General features: G+C 66.9%; 17 protein-coding genes. 11 read left to right on the top strand and 6 right to left on the bottom strand.

From position 1 onward, the window contains the following. The first annotated feature begins 36 nt into the window (after window positions 1-36). From ACJ7C5_RS19305 to ACJ7C5_RS19285, 5 genes are all read left to right on the top strand, one after another. On the top strand, window positions 37-1,491 hold the full coding sequence (locus ACJ7C5_RS19305; RefSeq protein WP_412704810.1) for a porin family protein: 1,455 nt from the start codon (window positions 37-39) through the stop codon (window positions 1,489-1,491). 115 nt (window positions 1,492-1,606) lie between these two features. Further along, window positions 1,607-2,032, top strand: a complete 426-nt coding sequence (locus ACJ7C5_RS19300; protein ID WP_412704809.1) for a response regulator — start codon at window positions 1,607-1,609, stop codon at window positions 2,030-2,032. Between the two features lie 9 nt (window positions 2,033-2,041). Further along, complete coding sequence (locus tag ACJ7C5_RS19295) at window positions 2,042-3,637, top strand: sensor histidine kinase (protein ID WP_412704808.1); 1,596 nt, start codon at window positions 2,042-2,044, stop codon at window positions 3,635-3,637. Between the two features lie 69 nt (window positions 3,638-3,706). Beyond that, window positions 3,707-4,048 (top strand): type II toxin-antitoxin system prevent-host-death family antitoxin, encoded by a 342-nt coding sequence (locus ACJ7C5_RS19290; RefSeq protein WP_010485378.1) that lies wholly within the window; start codon window positions 3,707-3,709, stop codon window positions 4,046-4,048. Between the two features lie 3 nt (window positions 4,049-4,051). After that, complete coding sequence (locus ACJ7C5_RS19285) at window positions 4,052-4,681, top strand: ATPase (protein ID WP_412704807.1); 630 nt, start codon at window positions 4,052-4,054, stop codon at window positions 4,679-4,681. Between the two features lie 96 nt (window positions 4,682-4,777). On the opposite strand, the gene proP is transcribed toward ACJ7C5_RS19285, so the two are convergent. From proP to ACJ7C5_RS19270, 3 genes are all read right to left on the bottom strand, one after another. Continuing rightward, entirely contained in the window at window positions 4,778-6,265 is a 1,488-nt protein-coding gene (gene proP / locus ACJ7C5_RS19280) for a glycine betaine/L-proline transporter ProP (RefSeq protein ID WP_094000696.1), read from the bottom strand. A gap of 260 nt (window positions 6,266-6,525) precedes the next feature. Continuing rightward, window positions 6,526-6,654 carry a hypothetical protein gene (locus tag ACJ7C5_RS19275; RefSeq protein WP_254919678.1) on the bottom strand — a complete coding sequence of 43 codons (129 nt, stop codon included), beginning with the start codon at window positions 6,652-6,654 and terminating at the stop codon, window positions 6,526-6,528. Between the two features lie 85 nt (window positions 6,655-6,739). Next, on the bottom strand, window positions 6,740-6,967 hold the full coding sequence (locus tag ACJ7C5_RS19270) for a hypothetical protein (protein WP_097047700.1): 228 nt from the start codon (window positions 6,965-6,967) through the stop codon (window positions 6,740-6,742). A 162-nt stretch (window positions 6,968-7,129) separates the two neighbouring features. Here ACJ7C5_RS19270 and ACJ7C5_RS19265 point away from each other — a divergent pair, with 162 nt between their 5' ends. From ACJ7C5_RS19265 to ACJ7C5_RS19255, 3 genes are all read left to right on the top strand, one after another. Next, complete coding sequence (locus ACJ7C5_RS19265; RefSeq protein WP_057501570.1) at window positions 7,130-7,546, top strand: baeRF12 domain-containing protein; 417 nt, start codon at window positions 7,130-7,132, stop codon at window positions 7,544-7,546. Between the two features lie 14 nt (window positions 7,547-7,560). Next, entirely contained in the window at window positions 7,561-7,875 is a 315-nt protein-coding gene (locus tag ACJ7C5_RS19260) for a thioredoxin family protein (RefSeq protein ID WP_412704806.1), read from the top strand. A gap of 96 nt (window positions 7,876-7,971) precedes the next feature. Next, window positions 7,972-10,323, top strand: a complete 2,352-nt coding sequence (locus tag ACJ7C5_RS19255) for a GH92 family glycosyl hydrolase (RefSeq protein WP_412704805.1) — start codon at window positions 7,972-7,974, stop codon at window positions 10,321-10,323. A gap of 165 nt (window positions 10,324-10,488) precedes the next feature. Here ACJ7C5_RS19255 and ACJ7C5_RS19250 read toward each other — a convergent pair whose 3' ends face one another. Next, window positions 10,489-11,868 (bottom strand): sensor histidine kinase, encoded by a 1,380-nt coding sequence (locus ACJ7C5_RS19250; RefSeq protein WP_412704804.1) that lies wholly within the window; start codon window positions 11,866-11,868, stop codon window positions 10,489-10,491. Then, on the bottom strand, window positions 11,861-12,535 hold the full coding sequence (locus tag ACJ7C5_RS19245; RefSeq protein ID WP_110712493.1) for a response regulator: 675 nt from the start codon (window positions 12,533-12,535) through the stop codon (window positions 11,861-11,863). Before ACJ7C5_RS19245 ends, ACJ7C5_RS19250 begins: the two co-directional genes overlap by 8 nt. A 62-nt stretch (window positions 12,536-12,597) precedes the next feature. On the opposite strand from ACJ7C5_RS19245, the gene ACJ7C5_RS19240 reads away from it, so the two are divergent. The 3 genes from ACJ7C5_RS19240 to ACJ7C5_RS19230 are packed head-to-tail and all read left to right on the top strand — an operon-like array spanning window position 12,598 to window position 18,088. Beyond that, window positions 12,598-13,845, top strand: coding sequence for a TolC family protein (locus ACJ7C5_RS19240; RefSeq protein ID WP_412704803.1), 1,248 nt, complete (start codon window positions 12,598-12,600; stop codon window positions 13,843-13,845). Next, a complete protein-coding gene (locus ACJ7C5_RS19235; protein WP_412704802.1) occupies window positions 13,842-15,014 on the top strand; it encodes an efflux RND transporter periplasmic adaptor subunit in 1,173 nt (390 codons plus the stop codon). Before ACJ7C5_RS19240 ends, ACJ7C5_RS19235 begins: the two co-directional genes overlap by 4 nt. Then, a complete protein-coding gene (locus tag ACJ7C5_RS19230) occupies window positions 15,011-18,088 on the top strand; it encodes an efflux RND transporter permease subunit (RefSeq protein WP_412704801.1) in 3,078 nt (1,025 codons plus the stop codon). Before ACJ7C5_RS19235 ends, ACJ7C5_RS19230 begins: the two co-directional genes overlap by 4 nt. A gap of 22 nt (window positions 18,089-18,110) precedes the next feature. On the opposite strand, the gene ACJ7C5_RS19225 is transcribed toward ACJ7C5_RS19230, so the two are convergent. Then, window positions 18,111-18,992 (bottom strand): IS110 family transposase (locus ACJ7C5_RS19225; RefSeq protein WP_412704800.1); only part of this gene is annotated, 882 nt, incomplete at its 5' end.

Below are 18,992 nucleotides of genomic sequence, written 5' to 3'. Positions count from 1 at the left end.
GCTTCGGCCCGCTGCATGCACCACCACGGATCGACCATGCGCCATTCCATCTTCCTTGTCGTCCTGCTGCTGGCGGCCGCCGATGTGCGCGCCCAGCAGGACGATCTTCGCCGCGTGCTCGAACAGGGCACCGACCTGCGCCACCAGCAGCAGGACCAGCAGCGCCTGCAGCAGGCCGAGTCGGAGCGGCCGACCATCACCATCGACGGCCAGACCCTGCGCGTGGAGCGCACCGTCGATGATCTCGGCCAGGCGCTCTACCTGTCGCTGCAGCACCAGCAATGGCAGGCCGCCGCTGCGTTCCTCGAGGAGTACATCGAACTGCCGGGGCATGATCCCCTGCTGCGCCACTATGCGCAGGGGGCGCTGGCGCGGGTGGCCGGCGACCATCGCCGCGCGGCGAAGGAGTACGAAGCGCTGCTGGCAGCGCAGCCGGATTTCCTGCCAGCCCGCCTCGAGCTGGCGCGTGTCTATGCGGAAGACCAGCGCGATCGCGATGCGGTTGCGCTGTTCACGGCCATTGCTGCAGGCATCAATGCCGATGATCCGGCCACGGCCGGCGTCCGCGCCCGCGTGGACGGTTACCTGAGTGCCCTGCAGGCGCGCCAGCGCTGGAAAGGCGCGCTGTCCGCCGGCCCGGCGTGGAGTGACAACATCAACCGCAGCTCGGCCAGCCGCACCTGCCTGTTCGGCGTAGGCGACGCCTGCATCATCGAACGGAAACTGCCCGACGCCCAGCGCGCGGCGGGCCTCGACTACGACGCCAGCCTGGAACGGCGCTGGGTGCTCGGCGGGCATCATGGGCTGTACGTGCGCGGTCTCGCCTTCGGTCAGACATGGCGCGGGCACAGTGCGTACAACGAGCTCAATGCCAACGTGCAGGCGGGTTACAGCTGGCGCAGTGCACGGCAGACCGTGATGCTTGCCCCCAGCTATGACTACCAGGGCCTGGGCAACCATGCGCTGCAGGGCGGCAGTGGCGTGCACGGGGAATGGCAGTACGCCCTGGATGCACGCAGCCTGCTCAAGCTGGAGGCCGACTGGAAGCGCCAGCGGTATCGCCAGCAGGGCTTGGCCAGCAACTACGACGGCGAGCTGGCATCGCTGTATGCCACCTGGTTCCGCGCGCTCAATCCGCGCTGGACGGTCTTCGCAGGGCTGGATGTCACCGACAGCAGCGCTGCCGACCCGGCCAACGGCTACCGCCAGCGCGGCCTGCGGCTGGGCGCGGCACGGCAGTGGAGCGGCACCACGGCCACCGTGTTCGTGTCGCTGCGCCATCGCGACTACGACGCCTGGAGTCCGTTGCTGGAGGCGCGTCGGCAGGATGACGAACAGAACCTGATCGCCATCGTGCGCAGCGAGCGCCTGGCCGTGGCCGGGCTGGTACCCAGCCTGAGCCTGCGCTACGCGCGCATCGACAGCAACGTCGGCTGGCTGTACAGCCACGACCGCAGCCTGCTCAGCCTGAAATGGGAGCGGGCCTTCTGAACGCGCCGTTGCAATGCCGCGGTGAACGCGCCGTGGCCTCGACCTTCATCCATCATCACGCGCTCTTGTAGCCCGGTTCGCGCATCCTGCGGGCGTTGCGGCGGAGGTGGGCCGCGTGTATCGAGGAGCGCCGGTCGTGCTGGAAGCGGGCAACAAACCAGAGGGCCTGAAAGGGCTGCGTGTACTGGTGGCGGAGGATGAATTCGCCATCGCGATGTTCCTGGTCGACTATCTGGAGCTGAAAGGCGCACAGGTGGTGGGGCCTGCCGGTGATCTGCAGGCGTTGGGGCAGCTGGTCGATACCCATCCCATCGATGTGGCGTTGCTGGACATCAACCTCGGCGGTGAGCAGGTCTATCCGCTGGCCGATCGGCTGGCCGAGGCGGGTACACCCTTCCTGCTGACCTCCGGTTACGACGACAACCTGCCCAGCCGCTTCGCCAGCGCGCCGCGCTGTACCAAGCCTTATCACATCGAAACCCTGGTGCAGCAGCTGGCCGGGCTGGTGGCGGCGCCGCAGGTCTCTGCGGGCATCGCCTGATTGCGCGGCATGTCGCGCCGTCCTGAAGGCATCCAGGCCGCCACGCTGCGTGGCGGGATGCCAGCTGCACCGCGCCTGCATGCGCGCCAGGATGGCATGGCCGCGCGCATCGCCCGCCATGACTGGTCATCCACGCCATTGGGTGCCTGCGAGCAGTGGCCACCCCATCTGCGCGCCACCGTCGACCTGATGCTGGCCCATGGCTTCCCGATGATCGTGCTGTGGGGCGAGCAGCTGGTGCAGCTCTACAACGATGGCTATGCCGAGGTCCTGGCCGACAAGCATCCCGGCGGGCTCGGCCAGCCGACCCGCGAGTGCTGGCCCGAGGTCTGGCACATCAATGGCCCGCTCTACACCCGTGTCTGGCAGGGTGAGACGCTCACCTTTGAAGACAAGCTGTACCCGCTGGTCCGGCGTGGCCGGCTGGAAGACATCTGGTTCACCATCACCTACAGCCCAATCCGCGGCGAGGAAGGGCGCATCAACGGCGTACTGGTGACCATGTTCGAGACCACCGCCGCGCATCTGGCGCTGGCCGCGCGCGAGCGCGAGGAACTGCGCCGCCGCGAGAGCGAGCGACGCCTGGAGCTGGCCTTCAGGATGCTGCCGGTGGGCCTGTGCATCGTCGACCTTGAAGGCCGCATGCTGCTGTCCAACGACCAGATGCGTGCCTACCTGCCCAGCGGCAAGGTGCCTTCCACCGACGAAACCAACCAGCATCGCTGGCGGGGCTGGCATGCCGACGGCAGCCTCATCGGGCCCGAAGACTTTGCCATCGCCCGCGCGATGCGCGGCGAGACGGTGGTGCCGGGGTTGGAGTTCCAGTACCTGCACGATGATGGGCTTGCGCGCTGGACCCGGGTCGCTGCGGCGCCGTTGCGCGATGCCGATGGCGAGGTCAGCGGCGTGTTCGCCATCGCTGTGGACATCGACGATCTCAAGCGCGCCACCGAGCGCCAGTCGGTGCTGCTGGCCGAGTTGCAGCACCGGGTGCGCAACATCATGTCGACCATCCATGCCATTGCCTGGCGGACCCGCGCGTCGGTCAGCAGCGTGGATGAATACGCTGAACGGTTGTGCGGGCGGCTGATGTCGTTGGCGCGCACGCAGAGCCTGCTGACCCGCGGCGCCAATGCGGGGGTCTGCCTGCGCGGCATGCTGGAGGAGGAGATCGCAGCGCAGATGCCGGCCACGGCCGCCTATCGCCTGCAGGGCGAGGATGTGCTGCTGCCACCGAAGGCGGCCGAAGTGCTGTCCTTGGCGATCCACGAATTGGCGACCAACGCCCTGAGGCATGGCGCGCTCACCCATGAAGACGGTCGCATAGAGGTGACCTGGGACCTGCAGGTTCAGGCCGGGCAGCCATGGCTGGGCCTGCACTGGTACGAGCGCCATGCCGAGGTGGAGGACTGGGAGCTGCCACGCCAGCGTGGCCTGGGCCGGGCGCTGATCGAGCAGCGCGTGCCGTACGAGCTGGCCGGCAGCGGCGAGCTGCGCTTTGGCCCGCAAGGCCTGGATGCCTGGATCCGCTTCCCGCTGCGCGAGCGTGACAGTCTGCTGCAGACCGATGCCCCGGGTGCGGCGGCGGACGGTTCCGGCCGGTAAGGTTCATTTATCCCCAATTGGGCCAAATTGGGCATAATGGCCACAACTATCCCCGTCTGGAGCCGTGCCATGACCCTGCCGCTGGATCTGCCTGGCCTCGAAAAGGCCCCCGCGTCGTCGGTGAAGACCCGTGGCTGGCCGAGCCTGATGCGCACCGTGCGTGAGAAGCAGGCGCTGGTCATCACCAACCACAACCACCCCGAAGCGGTGATCGTGGACATCCGCACCTACCAGGAGCTGCTGGCCAAGGCCGCCGGCAGCGATGCCGGTGAGCGCAGTGAAGAGCTGCTGCGCCTGCGCGGCGAATTCGACCAGACTCTGGCCGGCCTGCAGCGCGGTGAGGGGCTGGGCAAGGTGCTGGGCCAGCCGATCCGCCGCGGCCGCAAGGTCACCCTCGGCCGTCCGCTCTGACCGATGGGGCGGATCCTGGTGCTGGCCGGCGTCAATGGCGCCGGCAAAAGTTCGCTGCTGGGTACCTGGCTGGAAGCCGAAGGGCTGGGCTGGTTCAATCCCGATTCGTTCACCCGCCGCCTGGTGGAGGCCGGCTGGCCGCTGCCCGAAGCCAATGCCGAGGCCTGGCAGGAAGGCACCCGCCGCCTGCGCCAGGCCATGGCCGATGGCACGGACTTCGCCTTCGAGACCACGTTGGGTGGCAACACCATTCCACGCCTGCTGCGCGAGGCCTGCGAGCACCATCACGTCGCGATCTGGTTCTGTGGCCTGGCCACGGTCGAGCTGCATATCGCCCGCGTTGCGGCGCGGGTGGCCGCCGGCGGCCATGACATTCCGGTGGAAAAGATCCACGCCCGCTTTGATTCGGCGCGCGAGAACCTGCTGAAACTGCTGCCACACCTGGCCGAGCTGCATGTCTACGACAACAGCGCTCCTGCCGACGCCGACGGCTGCGTTGAGCCGCTGCCGGTACTGGCGATGGCACAGGGCCAGCTGCAGTACCCGGTTTCGGTGGCCGAGCTGCTGCATACGCCGGACTGGGCCAAGCCGATCGTGATGCGTGCGATGGAGTTGAACGCTGCGCGCGATTGAGGGCGCATGCGTTGTAGAGCCGAGCCCACGCTCGGCTGATCCCCCGAAAGGCAACCGGGCACGGGCGTGGCTCTACAACGCCGGCTTCGCCGAGCCTCAGGCCGGCTTTACCTGCTCGGGGTCCGCAACGTCCGGCAGCGGTGGCAGGGTCGGGTCCACCGTCACCGGTGCATCGCTCATCAACAGCGCAGCGGCTTCCTTCTTGCAGCCGACGGCCGGCGGTGAGCCGCGCAGCGGCAGGCCGGCGGTCTCCTTCACGAACAGCATGGTTACCAGGCCGATCACTGCTGCGCCCATCAGATAGTAGGCCGGCACCAGCGGGTCGCCGGTACGTTCCACCAGCCATGCCGTCACCAGTGGCGTGGTGCCACCGAACAGCGACACCGAGACGTTGAAGGCGATCGACAGCGCGCTGTAGCGCACCGGGGTATAGAACAGCGCTGGCAGCGTGGACGGCATCGAGCTGGTGAAGCACACCAGTGCCAGGCCCAGCAGCATCAGGCCCAGGAAGATCATCCAGTCGTTGCCGCTGCCGACCAGCAGCAGGCACGGAATGGCCAGCACCAGCAGCGCGATGCAGGCACCGATGATCATCGGGCGGCGGCCCAACCTGTCACTGAACAACCCACCGACGATGTTCAGCGGCATCATCACCAGCATCACGATGATGATCAGCAGCAGGCCCTTGCTCTCGGCGTAGCCCATGGTGACGCTGAGGTAGCTGGGCATGTAGGTCAGCAGCATGTAATCGGTGACGTTGAACACCAGTACCAGGCCCATGCACACCAGCAGCTGGCGGCCGTGTACCTGGAACAGTGCACCCAGCCCGGGGCGATCATGCTCGCGTTTCTCGGCTTCCTCGGCAAAGGCGCGGAACGCCGGGGTCTCTTCCAGCTTCATGCGCATGTACAGGCCGAGCAGGCCGAGTGGGCCGGCCACCAGGAACGGAATGCGCCAGCCCCAGTCCAGCATCTGCCCGTTGCTCAGCAGCATGTGCAGTGCGGTGACCGTGCCCGCGCCGGCGATGTAGCCGCCCAGCGTGCCGAACTCCAGCCAGCTGCCCATCAAACCGCGGTTGCGGTCGGTGGAATACTCGGCGATGAAGGTGGCCGCGCCGCCGTACTCGCCACCGGTGGAGAAACCCTGCACCACACGTGCCAGCAGCAACAACACCGGTGCCCAGATGCCGATGCGCTCGTAGGAGGGAATCAGGCCGATCGAGAACGTACCCAGTGCCATCAGGATCATGGTGAATGCCAGCACTTTCTGGCGCCCATAGCGGTCGCCGAGCGGGCCGAACACCAGGCCGCCCAGCGGCCGCACCAGGAATGCCACGGTGAAGGTGGCGAAGGCGGCGATTACCTGTGCCGTGGGGTTGCTGGAGGGGAAGAACACCTGGCCGATGGTGACGGCGAGATAGCCGTAGACACCGAAGTCGAACCACTCCATGGCATTGCCGAGTGCGGCGGCGCCCACGGCGCGCTTGAGCATGGGCTTGTCGACGACGGTGATCTCATCGACCTTCAGGTGGCGGCGGCGTTTGAACCAGCCGAAATGGGCATGTGCCTCGGGCGTGTCCTGCATGGGGGCTCCCTTGTAGGTATGGAATAGGGGAATGGGCGGCGTGGTGTGTCCCGGAAATCGGAAACGGCGATGCGGGCGCAAGTGGCGCAGGGCATCGATGGGTGGCGTGGGGGCCGGGGAATGTGTGCAGGCGCAACGCCACGCGCACGGCAAAACACCGCCGCAGAGGCGGAGACGCGACAACGGGATCACAGCGGCCGCGCAGTCAGCGGCCGGGTATCACATCAGCGTAGGGAGTGCAGGCAGAGGGCCTGCGGGCGTCATCCGCCGGGATCCAGCGCAAGGCGATGGAAATGCAGGGCGGGAGCATTCGTGGCAAGCGAAGCGCCGGTCGGCAGTGCTTCCCACGTAACAGGTGCGCCCGTCACGTAGTGGGTCTTGTCGATCATTGATTCATCATAACGGCATCGGCGTGAGCGTGCAGCGAAGCAGTCTGATCTGCACGCTGTGTTCCACACTGCCTGTTCAGATGGCTCAGGCCGATTTCGCCATCAACCCGAACACGGTGCAGGCCATGGCCAATGCGCCGGGAAGCGCCAGCCGACGTGTGACCAGTGCGGCGCCGATCATCGTCAGCACGGAGAACATGATGGCCAATGCGAACAGCGGTTGGCCCAACAGGAACTGATGGATGCAACCTGCGCAGCCGGCGATCGCCAGACTGGTGGCAAAGCAGACGTGGAACAGTGAGCCAGCGTACACAGAGGTTCCTCGCGATGATGGAGGCCATAGCGGCAGGCATCCGGGGAAATTTAGCGCTGATTGCAGATTGCGATGACCTGATCACATCCTGTGCGCGCTCTGGTGACATCGGCGTGCATAAGGTGGAGCGCACACCCACTTTTTGGATTGATGGAGGATGCAATGGCGCGGACGATTCCCGAAGGAACCCTGATCGTGGTAGCCGACGGTGGTTCGGCACGGGTGTTCACCAACGTGGGCAGCAACCACCAGTTGACCCTGAAGCAGGAAGGCGAACTGCGCCTGCAGGACATCAGCGAGCAGGGTGTGTCCGGGCAGGGGCCTGCGGGTGCAGTGCCGAAGGACATGTCGGTCTCGCAGCTCAATGAGGCCACCTTCGCCAAGCAGGTGGCGGAACAGCTCAATGAGGATGCGTTGAAGAACCGCTATGCACATCTGGTGTTGATCGCGGATCCGACCACGCTGGGGCGAATCCGTCCGCTGCTGCACAAGGAGACCCAGGCCCGCCTGTTGGGCGACATCGCCAAGGACCTGACCAACGCACCGTTGGCGGATATCCAGAAGGCGCTGGCGGCGTAGCGCGGATGCCTTTCATGCGCGATCACCTGTCGGCGGAGCCCGACCGCTCGGATGTGGGGGCGCAGGTCGGCTGGCAGCTCATCGAGTTCGGTGCACCCTGGTGTGGCCATTGCCAGGCCGCGCAGCCCGCATTGCAGGCCTTTGTCGAAGCGAACGATCTGCCGCACTGGAAGGTCGAGGATGGCAAGGGACGGCCATTGGGGCGAGCGTTCAAGGTGAAGCTGTGGCCGACAGTGGTGCTGCTGCACGATGGAGAAGAGGTTGCGCGGGTGGTAAGGCCGTTGGATCGTGCGGACCTGATGTCGTTGCAGAGCGCGCTTCCCGATTGAAGATTGAACCGGGCGTGGGAAGCCGGGCAGTCGCACTGCAGCATGCAGCGTGACAGGCGCGGTGCTAGCATCTGACCACCACCTGAATCGATCCAAATGCCGATGCCCACGCTGGACCGTCGTCTCCTGATCGTTGTCGCCGCCACGGCGATGCTCGCTTCCGGCCTGGCTTCGGCTGCGCCTGCCAGAACGGCCGCCGACAAGGCCTATGCCTCGGTCGACCCGTTCATCGGCACGGGTGGGGAAGGCCACACTTATCCGGGTGCAACGGTGCCGTTCGGCATGGTCCAGCTCAGCCCGGATACGCGCATCCAGCCGCGCGAGAAGGCCTACGGCTGGGCAGCCGGCTATCGCTACGACGACAGCAGCATCGTCGGCTTCTCGCACACCCATTTTTCCGGCACCGGCCATTCGGATCTGGGCGACATCCTGCTGATGCCGTTCACCGGCAATCCGGGCCTGGAGCGCGGTGATCCGGAAAAGCCACGCAGCGGCTACGCCTCGCGTTTCCGCCATGACGACGAGAAAGCCGAGCCAGGCTACTACGCCGTCACTCTGGATGACTACAAGGTACGCGCCGAGCTGACCACCAGTGCGCGCGTGGGCGTGCACCGCTATGCCTTCCCCAAGGGCGCCGAAGCCAAGGTGCTGCTGGACATGCGCACCAGCATGTACGACTACCCGGGCAAGGTACTGTGGTCGCGGGTGCGGGTGCGTGCCGATGGCACGGTGACCGGCTTCCGCGAAACCCGTGGATGGGCGCCCGGTCGCCAGCTGTACTTCGCGATGCGTTTCTCGCGACCGCTGTCGGGGCATGAGTTGCACAATACCGAACAGGACATCGTCTACAAGGGCTTCCCGCCGCCGGGCGAGAAGGATCCCGCGCAGCGCGCCCAGATCGAAGGCAAGCAGCTGGTTGGCACCTTCGCCTTCGGCAAGCTGGACGCGCCGCTGGTGGTGAAGGTAGCCATTTCTCCGGTCAGTGAGGCCGGCGCCATCGCCAACCTCGACGCGGAAGTGGCCGATTTCGATTTCGATGGCGTGCGTGCGCAGGCCAAGCAGGAGTGGACGCAGGCGCTGTCGGTGCTGGATATCGATGCGCCGGAACATGCGCGACGCAGTGCCTATACCGCGCTGTACCACACGATGCTGGGGCCGACGCTGTTCATGGATGCCGATGGCCAGTACCGCGGGCCGGACAATGCCGTGCACAAAGCCGACGGCTTCACGAACTATTCTACGTTCTCGCTGTGGGACACCTACCGCGCGCTGCATCCGCTGCTGACGCTGGTGCAGCCGGAGAAGCGCAACAGCGACTTCGTCAATTCGATGCTGGCCCACCATGAGCACAGCCCCTACGGCATGCTGCCGGTGTGGTCGTTCCACGGCCTGGAAGACTGGTGCATGATCGGCTACCACGCCGTGCCGGTGATCGCCGACGCCTACGTGAAGGGCATTCGTGGCTTCGACGCCGACAAGGCGCTGAAGGCAATGGTCGAGACCGCCAACTACGGCCCGTACGATGGCATCGCGCAGTACCGCGAGCTGGGCTACGTGCCGATCGACGAGGAAGGCGAAGCGGCCAGCAAGACGCTGGAGTACGCCTTCGATGACTGGACCATCGCGCGCATGGCGCAGGCGATGGGCAAGACCGACGTCGCGACCACCTTCGACAAGCGTGCGGGCAACTGGCGCAACGCGTTCGACAAGGACACCGGCTTCATGCGTGCGCGCAAGCGCGATGGCAGTTTCCGCACCCCGTTCGACCCCAGCGCCAGCGGCTACGGCACCGACTACACCGAGGGCAACGCCTGGCAGTACTCGTGGTACGTGCCGCAGGACGTCGCCGGGCTGGCGGCAGCGCATGGTGGCAGCGACAAGCTGCTCGCGCGCCTGGACGAGGTGTTCAACGCCAAGGTGGATCCGTCCATCTTCGAGCACATGGAAGACATCACCGGCCTGATCGGCTGGTATGCGCATGGCAACGAGCCCAGCCACCACGTCGCCTACCTGTATTCGCATGCGGGCCAGCCGTGGCGCACCCAGGCGCGCCTGAAGCAGATCATGGACACCCAGTACGCCGACCGCCCTGATGGCCTGGCTGGCAACGATGACGTCGGTCAGATGTCGGCGTGGTACGTGTTCACCGCGCTGGGCTTCTACCCGGTGGCACCGGGTTCGGGCGAGTACATCCTGGGTCGTCCGTTCCTGCCGAAGACCGCGATGCGACTGCCGAACGGCAAGACCTTCACCATCGTGGCCGATGGGCTGGATGACAAGCACACCTATGTGGGCAGCGTGAGCCTCAACGGCAAGCCGCTACAGCGCACCTTCCTGCGCCACGACGAGATCCTGGCCGGTGGCGAGCTGCGCTTCAGCATGCAGGCCGAGCCGAACAAGGCATGGCCGGGGCAGGGCGCGCAGGCGCCGTATTCGATGAGCCGGTGATGATGGGCGGCGCCGCATTGCCGCCGTCATTGCCTCGCACTTGGTAGGTGCCAACCTTGGTTGGCACGCGGAACATCAACGGCGCCAACCAAGGTTGGCATCTGCCGGAATCCGCAGGCCGTGGTGCTTTTGGGTAGGTGCCAACCTTGGTTGGCACGCCGGACGTCAGCGGGAACGAAACCACAACCCCACCCGCGCGCCACCAATCGGGGCGGTATCGATCACCAACGCCGCATCATGCCGCTGCGCGATCTCGGCCACGATCGCCAGCCCCAGCCCGCAGCCGTCGCCTTCTGTGCTGGCCCGGTAGAAACGTTCCGTGACGCGTGCGCGTTCGGCTTCGGCAATGCCGGTGCCGTCATCGTCCACCCACACCTGCACACCTTCGGCCTCGTGCCGAACGCCCAGGGTGATCACCCCGCATGACGCACCGTAGCGCAGCGCATTGTCCAGCAGGTTGCCCAGCGCCTCGCGCAGCAGCTGCGGGTCGCCCTGTACCTGCACGCCGTCGTCGGGCCCGTCGTAACCCAGGTCCACGCCCGCCGCCAACGCACGGTCGGCGTAACGCTCCACCACGCCACGTGCCAGCACGGCCAGATCCACCGGCTGCAGCGGCAGCGCGCTGCCCTGCGGGTCCTCGGAACGGCTGAGCATCAGCAGCTGGTTGACCAGGTGCTGCAGCCGCGCCAGCCCGGCCAGCGTGCCGGACAACGCCAGCTGCTGGGCCTGCGGATCGTGCTGGCGCAATGAACTCTCCAGCTCCACCTGCATGGCCGCCAACGGTGTGCGCAGTTGATGTGCGGCGTTGCTGACGAAGCGGCGTTGCGCCCCCTGCATCGCGTCCAGGCGCTGCAGCAAGGCGTTGTAGGCCTCCACCGCCGGCCATAGTTCGCGGGGAGCTTCCTGCGCCGGGTCCAGCGGTGCCAATGGATCCGGCCGCGGGCTGGCCAGCTTCCGTGCGACCAGGTTCGCGTGGCGTGCGGCGGCGCCGGTGCCGGACCAGGCCAGCCACGCCGCCAGTGCCAGGATCGCGGCCTGGAACGGAACGCTGGTCAGCAGCAGCTTGCGTTCCAGCCGGTGGCGCTTGCGCAGCGTCTCGGCCACGCGCAACCGGATGTCATGGCCCGGCCCGGCGCTGACCACCACTTCGACCATGCGCACCGGCTGCCCACGCAGGCGGGCATCGTAGTAGACCGCGTCGTCATCCGCGGCAGCGCTCGCCGGGCGCGGCAATGCTTCGGGCAGGTCGCCATACAGGCGCCCGCCTGCAGCGTCGACCACCTCGCCATGTACTTCGTCGGCGGTGTCCCAGGTGAACATGCGCGATACGGCCGGGGTGATCTCGATCGAGGCGCGGCCATCCTGCACGGTCACCAGCTCGGACAACGACATCGCCGAGTCCAGCAGCCAGCGGTCGTAGACCTGGCCGGCGTAGAAGCGCGCCAGCGCGAACGAACCTACTGCGCTGCACAGCAGCAGCACCAGCAGCGGCAGCCAAAGGCGTCGCAGCAGCAGGCCGCGCAGGCTGTGCACGCGCTCAGTCACCCACGGCCTCCAGCCGGTAGCCAAGGCCACGCAGCATGCGGATGCCGACGCCGGCGCGCGCCTGTTCCAGCTTGCGGCGCAGGCGGCTGACATGCACTTCGATCACCGACAGGTTGGCCTCGTGATCCCAGCTGTACAGCGCATCGAACAACCGCTGCTTGGTGACGGTGCGGCCCGGATGCTGCATCAACGCTTCGACCAGAGACAGCTCGCGTGCGGTCAGCTCGATGCGCTGGCCTTCCACCTGCACTTCATTGCGGATGCTGTCGAAGCACAGCCGGCCGAGTCGCTTCTGTGCCGGCGCATCGCTGCGGCGGCGTGACAGCGCACGCAGGCGGGCTTCCAGCTCACCCAGTGCGAATGGCTTGGCCAGGTAATCATCGCCACCGCGGTCGAGACCGAGGATGCGGTCCTCCACGCCATCGCGCGCAGTGAGGATCAGCACCGGCAGGGTAGCGCCGTCGTTGCGCAGTCGCGAGAGCAGGTCGAGGCCATCCACGTCCGGCAACGAAAGGTCGAGCACCATGACGTCATATGGGGTACTGGCCAGCGCGGCCGGCGCGTGCAGCCCGCGCGAGAGGTGGTCGCACAGGTGACCGGCACCCTGCAGGGCGCGGATCAGTCCATCGGCCAGGGCGGCGTCGTCTTCGATCAGCAGGATTCGCATTGCAAGCTTCGTGCAAGGTTGGGGCAAGTTTGGCGCAAGTGCGTCACCTTACCGTGACGTGCATGAATTTCTCCCCTCGTCTTGCGGTCGTGCTGGCCGCCCTTTTGTGCGCGCCTGCGGCTTCGGCGCTGTCCCTGGCAGAAGCGCAGCGTGCAATGGAAGCACACAACCCGGACCTGCGTGCGGCGGCACTGGAACTGCGCGGCGTGCAGGGCGACGCGCAGACGGCGGCGTTGCGCCCCGCCACCGAGCTTTCGATCGGCACCAGCAAGATCAGCCCCAAGCATGGCATCGGCCCTGGGCGCTGGCAGGACAAGCGGGTGGACAGCACGCTGGGCCTGGGCTGGACCTGGGAGCGCGGTGGCAAGCGCGCGTTGCGTATCCGCCAGGCCGATGCGCTGCTGGAAGTGGCCGGGTTGGAGATGCTTGATACGCGGCGCCGACAACAGGTGGCGCTGCACGAAACCTATTTCGGCCTGAAGGGTGCGCAGGAGCGGGCACAGATTGCCGACGCCAACCGCCAGAGTTCGGTCGAACAGATGGCGGCGGCCGACAAGCAGGTGGCCACCGGGGCGATGGCGCCGGTGGATCGTGCGCGGCTGGCGGTGGACGATCTGGCGGTGGCCGACGCGGCGCGCGAGGCGGCCCTGGATCTGCGCGACGCGCGGCATGCGCTGGGCCTGCTGCTCGGCAGCGATGACAGCCGCGGCCTCAGTGCCGATGACCCCTGGCCGGATGTCAGCAGCGTGGCCGATGTGCGCGCGTTCGATCCGCATCAGCGCGCCGACCTGCGTGCGGCGCGTTCGCGCCTGGCCGCCGCCGACGCGGGCGTGGCACTGGCGCGTAGCGAGCGGCATCGCGACATCCAGCTGGGCGTGGAGGCGGAGCGCGAGCCCACCGACATCAGCGGTGTTACCTGGGGCGTGTCGTTGACCATTCCACTGGGCGGCCCGTCGCGCGCACGCGGTGCGATCCAGCGTGCCGAGGCCGACCGCGACAGCGCCGCGCTGGAACTGCAGGTGCTGCAGCGCGAAGCACGCGCCGAGCTGGACCAGCTGCAGGCCACCGCGCAGTCCGCCGCACAGCGTCGCAACGACTACGAAGGGCTGCAGTCCGACGCCGCACGCAAGGCGGTGCAGGGCATCGAGCTGGCCTACCGGCGCGGCGCCGCCAGCCTGACCGATCTGCTGGATGCGCGCCGCAGTTGGCGCGATTTCGAGGCTGCGTTGATTGAAGCGCGTGCCGACCATGCCATTGCCCTGGCGCGCTGGGAAGCGGCCACATCCGTTGCTGAAGGAGAGTCCCGATGAAGTCCACTGTCGCTTATCGCCCGCAGGCGCGACACGCCGTGCTGCCGGCCTTGCTGGCGCTGGCCCTGCTGGGCGGCTGCGGCCGCGAACCGGCGTCGTATACCGAGGACGCGCCGAAGGTCAGTGCTGGCCAGATCCAGTTTCCTGCCGGTAGCCGCCAGTTGGACGTGCTACGCAGCGAGGCGGTAACCGCCGGCGCCAGCGCCAGCCTGCAGCTGCCGGGCCGGGTGGTCTGGGATGAGACGCGCTCCAGCGCACTGCACACGCCGTTGCCGGGTCAGGTGGCGCGCATCGAGGCGCAGCCAGGGCAGAAAGTGAAGGCTGGCCAGGTGATTGCCTGGATCACCTCGCCCGAATTCGGCCAGGCCCAGGCCGACGGCGTGCGTGGCCGTGCCGAGCTGCAGCAGGCGCGCAGGGAGCTGGAGCGCACCCGCGAACTGCATGCGGCGGGTGTGGCGTCGGGCCGCGAACTGGACGAGGCCGAGGCCAATTTCGCCGGCAGCCAGGCCGATCATGCGCGCGCCACCGCCTTCGCCAGGGCGTATGGCAATGGCCAGCGCGTTGATCAGCGCCTGCCGCTGCGCGCGCCCATCGATGGCGTGCTGGTGGAGCGGCGGATGAGCCCGGGCATGGCGGTCAGCCCCGACAGCGAACAGCCGTTGGCGGTGATTGGTGATCCAGACCGCTTGTGGCTGCTGCTGGATGTTCCCGAGAGCCTGGCCGGACGGCTCAAGGCGGGCATGCAGGTGAGTATGCCCGGTGCCGATGGACAGTCGTTGCAGGCGACCCTGCAGCACGTGGATGACTTCGTCGACAGCGAGCGCCGCGTGGTGCAGGCGCGCGCCGAGCTGGACAACCGCGCACGCGGCTTCAAGGCGGGGCAGTACGTGCGCGCCCAGGTGGCGTTGCCGGCCGAGGGCGGTGTCTCGCTGCCCGATGCGGCAGTACTACTGATCGACGGCAAGCAGGTGGTGTTCGTGGAGGAGGGCAAGGGCCGCTTCGTGCGTCACGCTGTGCATGCCGAGGAACTGGGCGATGGCCGGCTGTGGGTGCGTGAGGGCCTGGCCGCAGGCGCCAGAGTGGTGGTCGAGGGCGGCCTGCTGCTGCAGCAGCTGGCGGACAGTGCGCCCGCCGCCGCCAGCATCGGCACGGGGCACGCCGCCCCATGATCGATCGCCTGATTGCCTACTGCCTGCGCCAGCCACTGATGGTGATGCTGGCACTGCTGCTGTTCATCGGCGCTGGCATTGCCGCGTTCCGCGTGCTGCCGGTGGAAGCCTTCCCGGACGTGTCGGACACCCAGGTAACAGTGGTGTCGCTGCACCCGGGCCGTGCCGCCGAAGAGGTCGAGCGCGAGGTGACGATGCCACTGGAAGTGGCATTGTCCGGCATCCCGCATTCGGTGCGGGTGTTCTCGCATACGCAGTTCGGCCTGTCGATGATCATCCTGACCTTCGACGACAAGGCCGATGACTACTTCGCGCGGCAGCAGGTGCTGGAACGCCTGCAGGGCGTGGAGTTGCCGGAAGGGGTAACGCCGGAACTGGAGGCGATGAGCTCGGCGGTGGGCGAGATCTACCGTTACGTGCTCAAGGGCCCGCACATGACGCCGACCCAGCTGCGCACCGTGCAGGAATGGACGATGGAGCGCAGCCTGCGCACCGTGCCGGGCGTGGCCGATGTGATCAGCTTCGGCGGCTTCGCGCGCACGTTCCAGGTCAAGCCGGACCTGGACAAGCTGCGTGATCGCGGGATCAGCCTCGGTGAGTTCGCCGAGGCGCTGGAAAAGGGCAGCTCCAACGCCGGCGGTGGCTACGTGGAGCGCGGGCAGCAGCAGTTCCTGATCCGCGGCGTGGGCCTGATGCGTTCGCCGGCCGACATCGGCAGCGTGGTGGTGGCGCAGCGTGGGGGCACGCCGATCCTGGTGCGCGACCTCGCCGGCATCGCCGATACCGGCCTGCCACGGCAGGGCCTGGTCGGCCAGGACGACAATGACGATGCGGTGTTCGGCATGGTGCTGATGCGCAAGGGCGAGAATCCGTCCGACGTGCTCGACGCCCTGCATGCGCGCATCGCCGAGATCGAGGCGAACCAACTGCCGGCCGGGGTCAGCATCGAGCCGTTCTACGACCGCTCGTGGCTGGTCTCGACCACGCTGAAGACCGTCTTCCGCAACCTGCTGGAAGGCGCGGTGCTGGTGTTCCTGGTGCTGTGGCTGTTCCTGTACAACGCCCGCGCCGCGCTGATCGTCGCGGCGATGATGCCGCTGGCACTGCTGTCGACCTTCCTCGGCCTGCACCTGTGGGGCGTGCCGGCCAATCTGCTGTCACTGGGCGCGATGGACTTCGGCATCATCATCGATGGTGCGGTGATCGTCACCGAGCACATCGTCTCGCGACTGTCGAAGCTGCCACCTACGGCTGATCGGAAGACGCGGTTCTCGACCATTCTTTCAGCCGCATCGGAAGTGGGCCGGCCGACGTTCTTCTCGATGCTGATCATCATCGCCGCGCACATCCCGATCTTCACCCTGCAGCGCCAGGAAGGCCGCATGTTCGCGCCGATGGCGTACTCGGTGACCTCGGCGTTGATCGGTGCGTTGATCCTGGCGCTGACCGTGGTGCCGCTGTTCTGCTACTGGTGGCTGCGGCGCGACCGCATGCGCGACGGCAACCCGCTGATGGACCGCCTGACCGACTGGTATCGGCCGATCCTGGAGCGCGCACTGGCCCGGCCACGTGCGGTGGTGCTGACCGCAGTGGCGTTGCTGGTGGGTACGTTGGCACTGGGCACTCGCCTGGGCTCGGAGTTCCTGCCCGAGCTGGACGAGGGCTCGATCTGGCTGACCGCCACGCTTGACCCCAGCACCAGCCTGGCCGAAGCACAGCAGCAGTCGCGGCGCATCCGCGAGCTGGTTGGAACCTTCTCGCAGGTATCGACGGTGGTGGCCAAACTGGGGCGGCCGGAAGACGGCTCCGATGCCAAGGGCGCCAACCAGATCGAGGCACTGGTGGCGTTGAAGCCGGAGAAGGAATGGCCGAAGGGGGTGGACAAGCGGCAGCTGGTGAGCGACCTGCAGCGCACGCTGGAGCAGCGCATTCCGGGGCCGGAGTTCTCGATCTCGCAGCCGGTGCGCGACAACATCCTGGAGAGCATCTCGCAGATCAAGGGCCAAGTGGTGATCAAGGTCAGTGGCTCGGATCTGGACGTGCTGAACCAGCATGCGCAGGCGATCCTGGGCCAGGTGCGTGGCGTGGAGGGCGTGGAGAGTGCCTTCATCGACCGCGATGGCTCCTTGCCGCAGCTGCAGATCGAGATCGACCGCGATCGCGCCGCGCGCTATGGCCTGAACGTGCGCGACATCGACGAGGTGATCGAGACCGCGCTGGGCGGGCGCCAGGTCGGCGAGCTGTGGGAGGGCGACCGCAAGTTCCCGATCACGTTGCGCCTGGACGATGCCGACCGTGACCTGCAACGGCTGCGTACGGTGCCGGTGGGCATCGGCGATGGCCACGCGGTGACGTTGTCCGACGTGGCCGACTTCCGCATGGCCAGCGGCGCGATCAACATCTCGCGCGAGAACGCACAGCGGGTCAAGGCGGTCAGCATCTTCATCGCTGGTCGTGACATGGGCAGCGTGGTGGCCGACATGCGCAAGCGCGTGGACGCCAGCGTGCAGCTGCCGGAAGGCTACCGGTTGGAATGGTCCGGGGAGTTCGAGAACCAGCAGCGTGCGATGAAACGGCTGGGCTGGGTGATTCCGCTGTCGGTGCTGATCATCTTCGTGCTGCTGTTCGATGCCTTCAAGGACATCAGCAGCGCGGCGCTGATCCTGGCCAACGTACCGCTGGCGATGATCGGCGGCATCCTGGCCCTGTGGTTGACCGGCATTCCTCTATCGGTGTCGGCGGCGATCGGATTCATTGCGTTGTTCGGGCAAGCGGTGTTGAACGGGGTGGTGATGCTCAGTCGCTTCGCCCAGCTGCGTGAGCAGGGCATGGACCTGCTGCAGTCGGTGGTGCAGGGCTCGCTGCAGCGCCTGCGTACGGTGCTGATGACCGCGCTGCTGGCGATGTTCGGCCTGCTGCCGATGGCGACCTCGCATGCGATCGGTGCCGAGACCCAGAAGCCGCTGGCGGTGGTGGTGATCGGCGGCCTGCTGTCGGCAATGCTGCTGACTCTGCTGGTACTTCCCACGCTGTACTACTGGGTACACCGCCGCCGCGAGGCCCGGACGGTCTGACGATAATGTAGCAACTGTCTTGTCAGGCGGAGGCCATCTGGGCCTCCGCATCCCTTTTGCGGGCGTTGAGGATCACCAGCATCTTGCGCATCACCGCGACCAAAGCCACCTTGCCCGGCTTGCCCTGCTTGACGACGAGGGATTCAAAAAATTCCTTGAGCCGAGGCTCATAGCGTTTGGCGGTCAGCGCCGCCATGTAGAGCGCTTCGCGTACAACGGCGCGGCCACCGCTAATGCTCCGTCTCCCTTTCCAGGTGCCGCTTTCGCGGTTCATGGGGGCAACCCCTACCAAGGCCGAGATGGCTTTCCCGCTGAGCTTGCCCAGCTCTGGGAGCTCGCAGGCTAGGGTTGCCATCAACACCGGGCCGGCACCTTTGAGCTTGGCAAAGTCACGCCATCCTTCCTGTTCGGCCAGCAGCGCTGCGATGGTGGCGTCGAGCTGCTTGATGCTTTTCTGGATCTCGCGCAGGTGCTGATTCAGCATGGAAATCAGGCCGGGTTCGCTGAACGCGCGCATGCGCTGATGCTCGCTCACCCGCATCTGGACCAGGTGGCGACGTCGCTGGCACAGCTCACCCAGACGGCGCTGCCAAGCCGCTGGCGGTACGTAGCGGGTCAGCTTTAGGGCATCGGCCATGTGGGCCAGCACCATGGCATCAATACGATCGGTCTTGGCCTGCTTTCCCGTGGCTGAGGCAAAGCTGCGGCCACGGCCAGGATTGATTCGTACCATCGGCAGGCCTGCTTCATGCAGCGCATCCAGTGCCTTTTGCTCGTAGCCGCCACTGGCCTCGAGCACGACCTGCTTGGCTGGCCACTGCTGCAACCACCGGATCAGGCTATTCCAGCCACGTTTGCTGTTCTTGAACTGGCGAAAGGCCTGTTCATGGACGGCAACATCCAG

Source organism: Nocardiopsis yanglingensis (genome assembly GCF_045809185.1).
GTDB classification, from domain to species: Bacteria; Pseudomonadota; Gammaproteobacteria; order Xanthomonadales; family Xanthomonadaceae; genus Stenotrophomonas; species Stenotrophomonas yanglingensis.
Note: the sequence above shows the minus strand (reverse complement) of the source record. Positions and strands in the feature narration are given on the sequence as shown.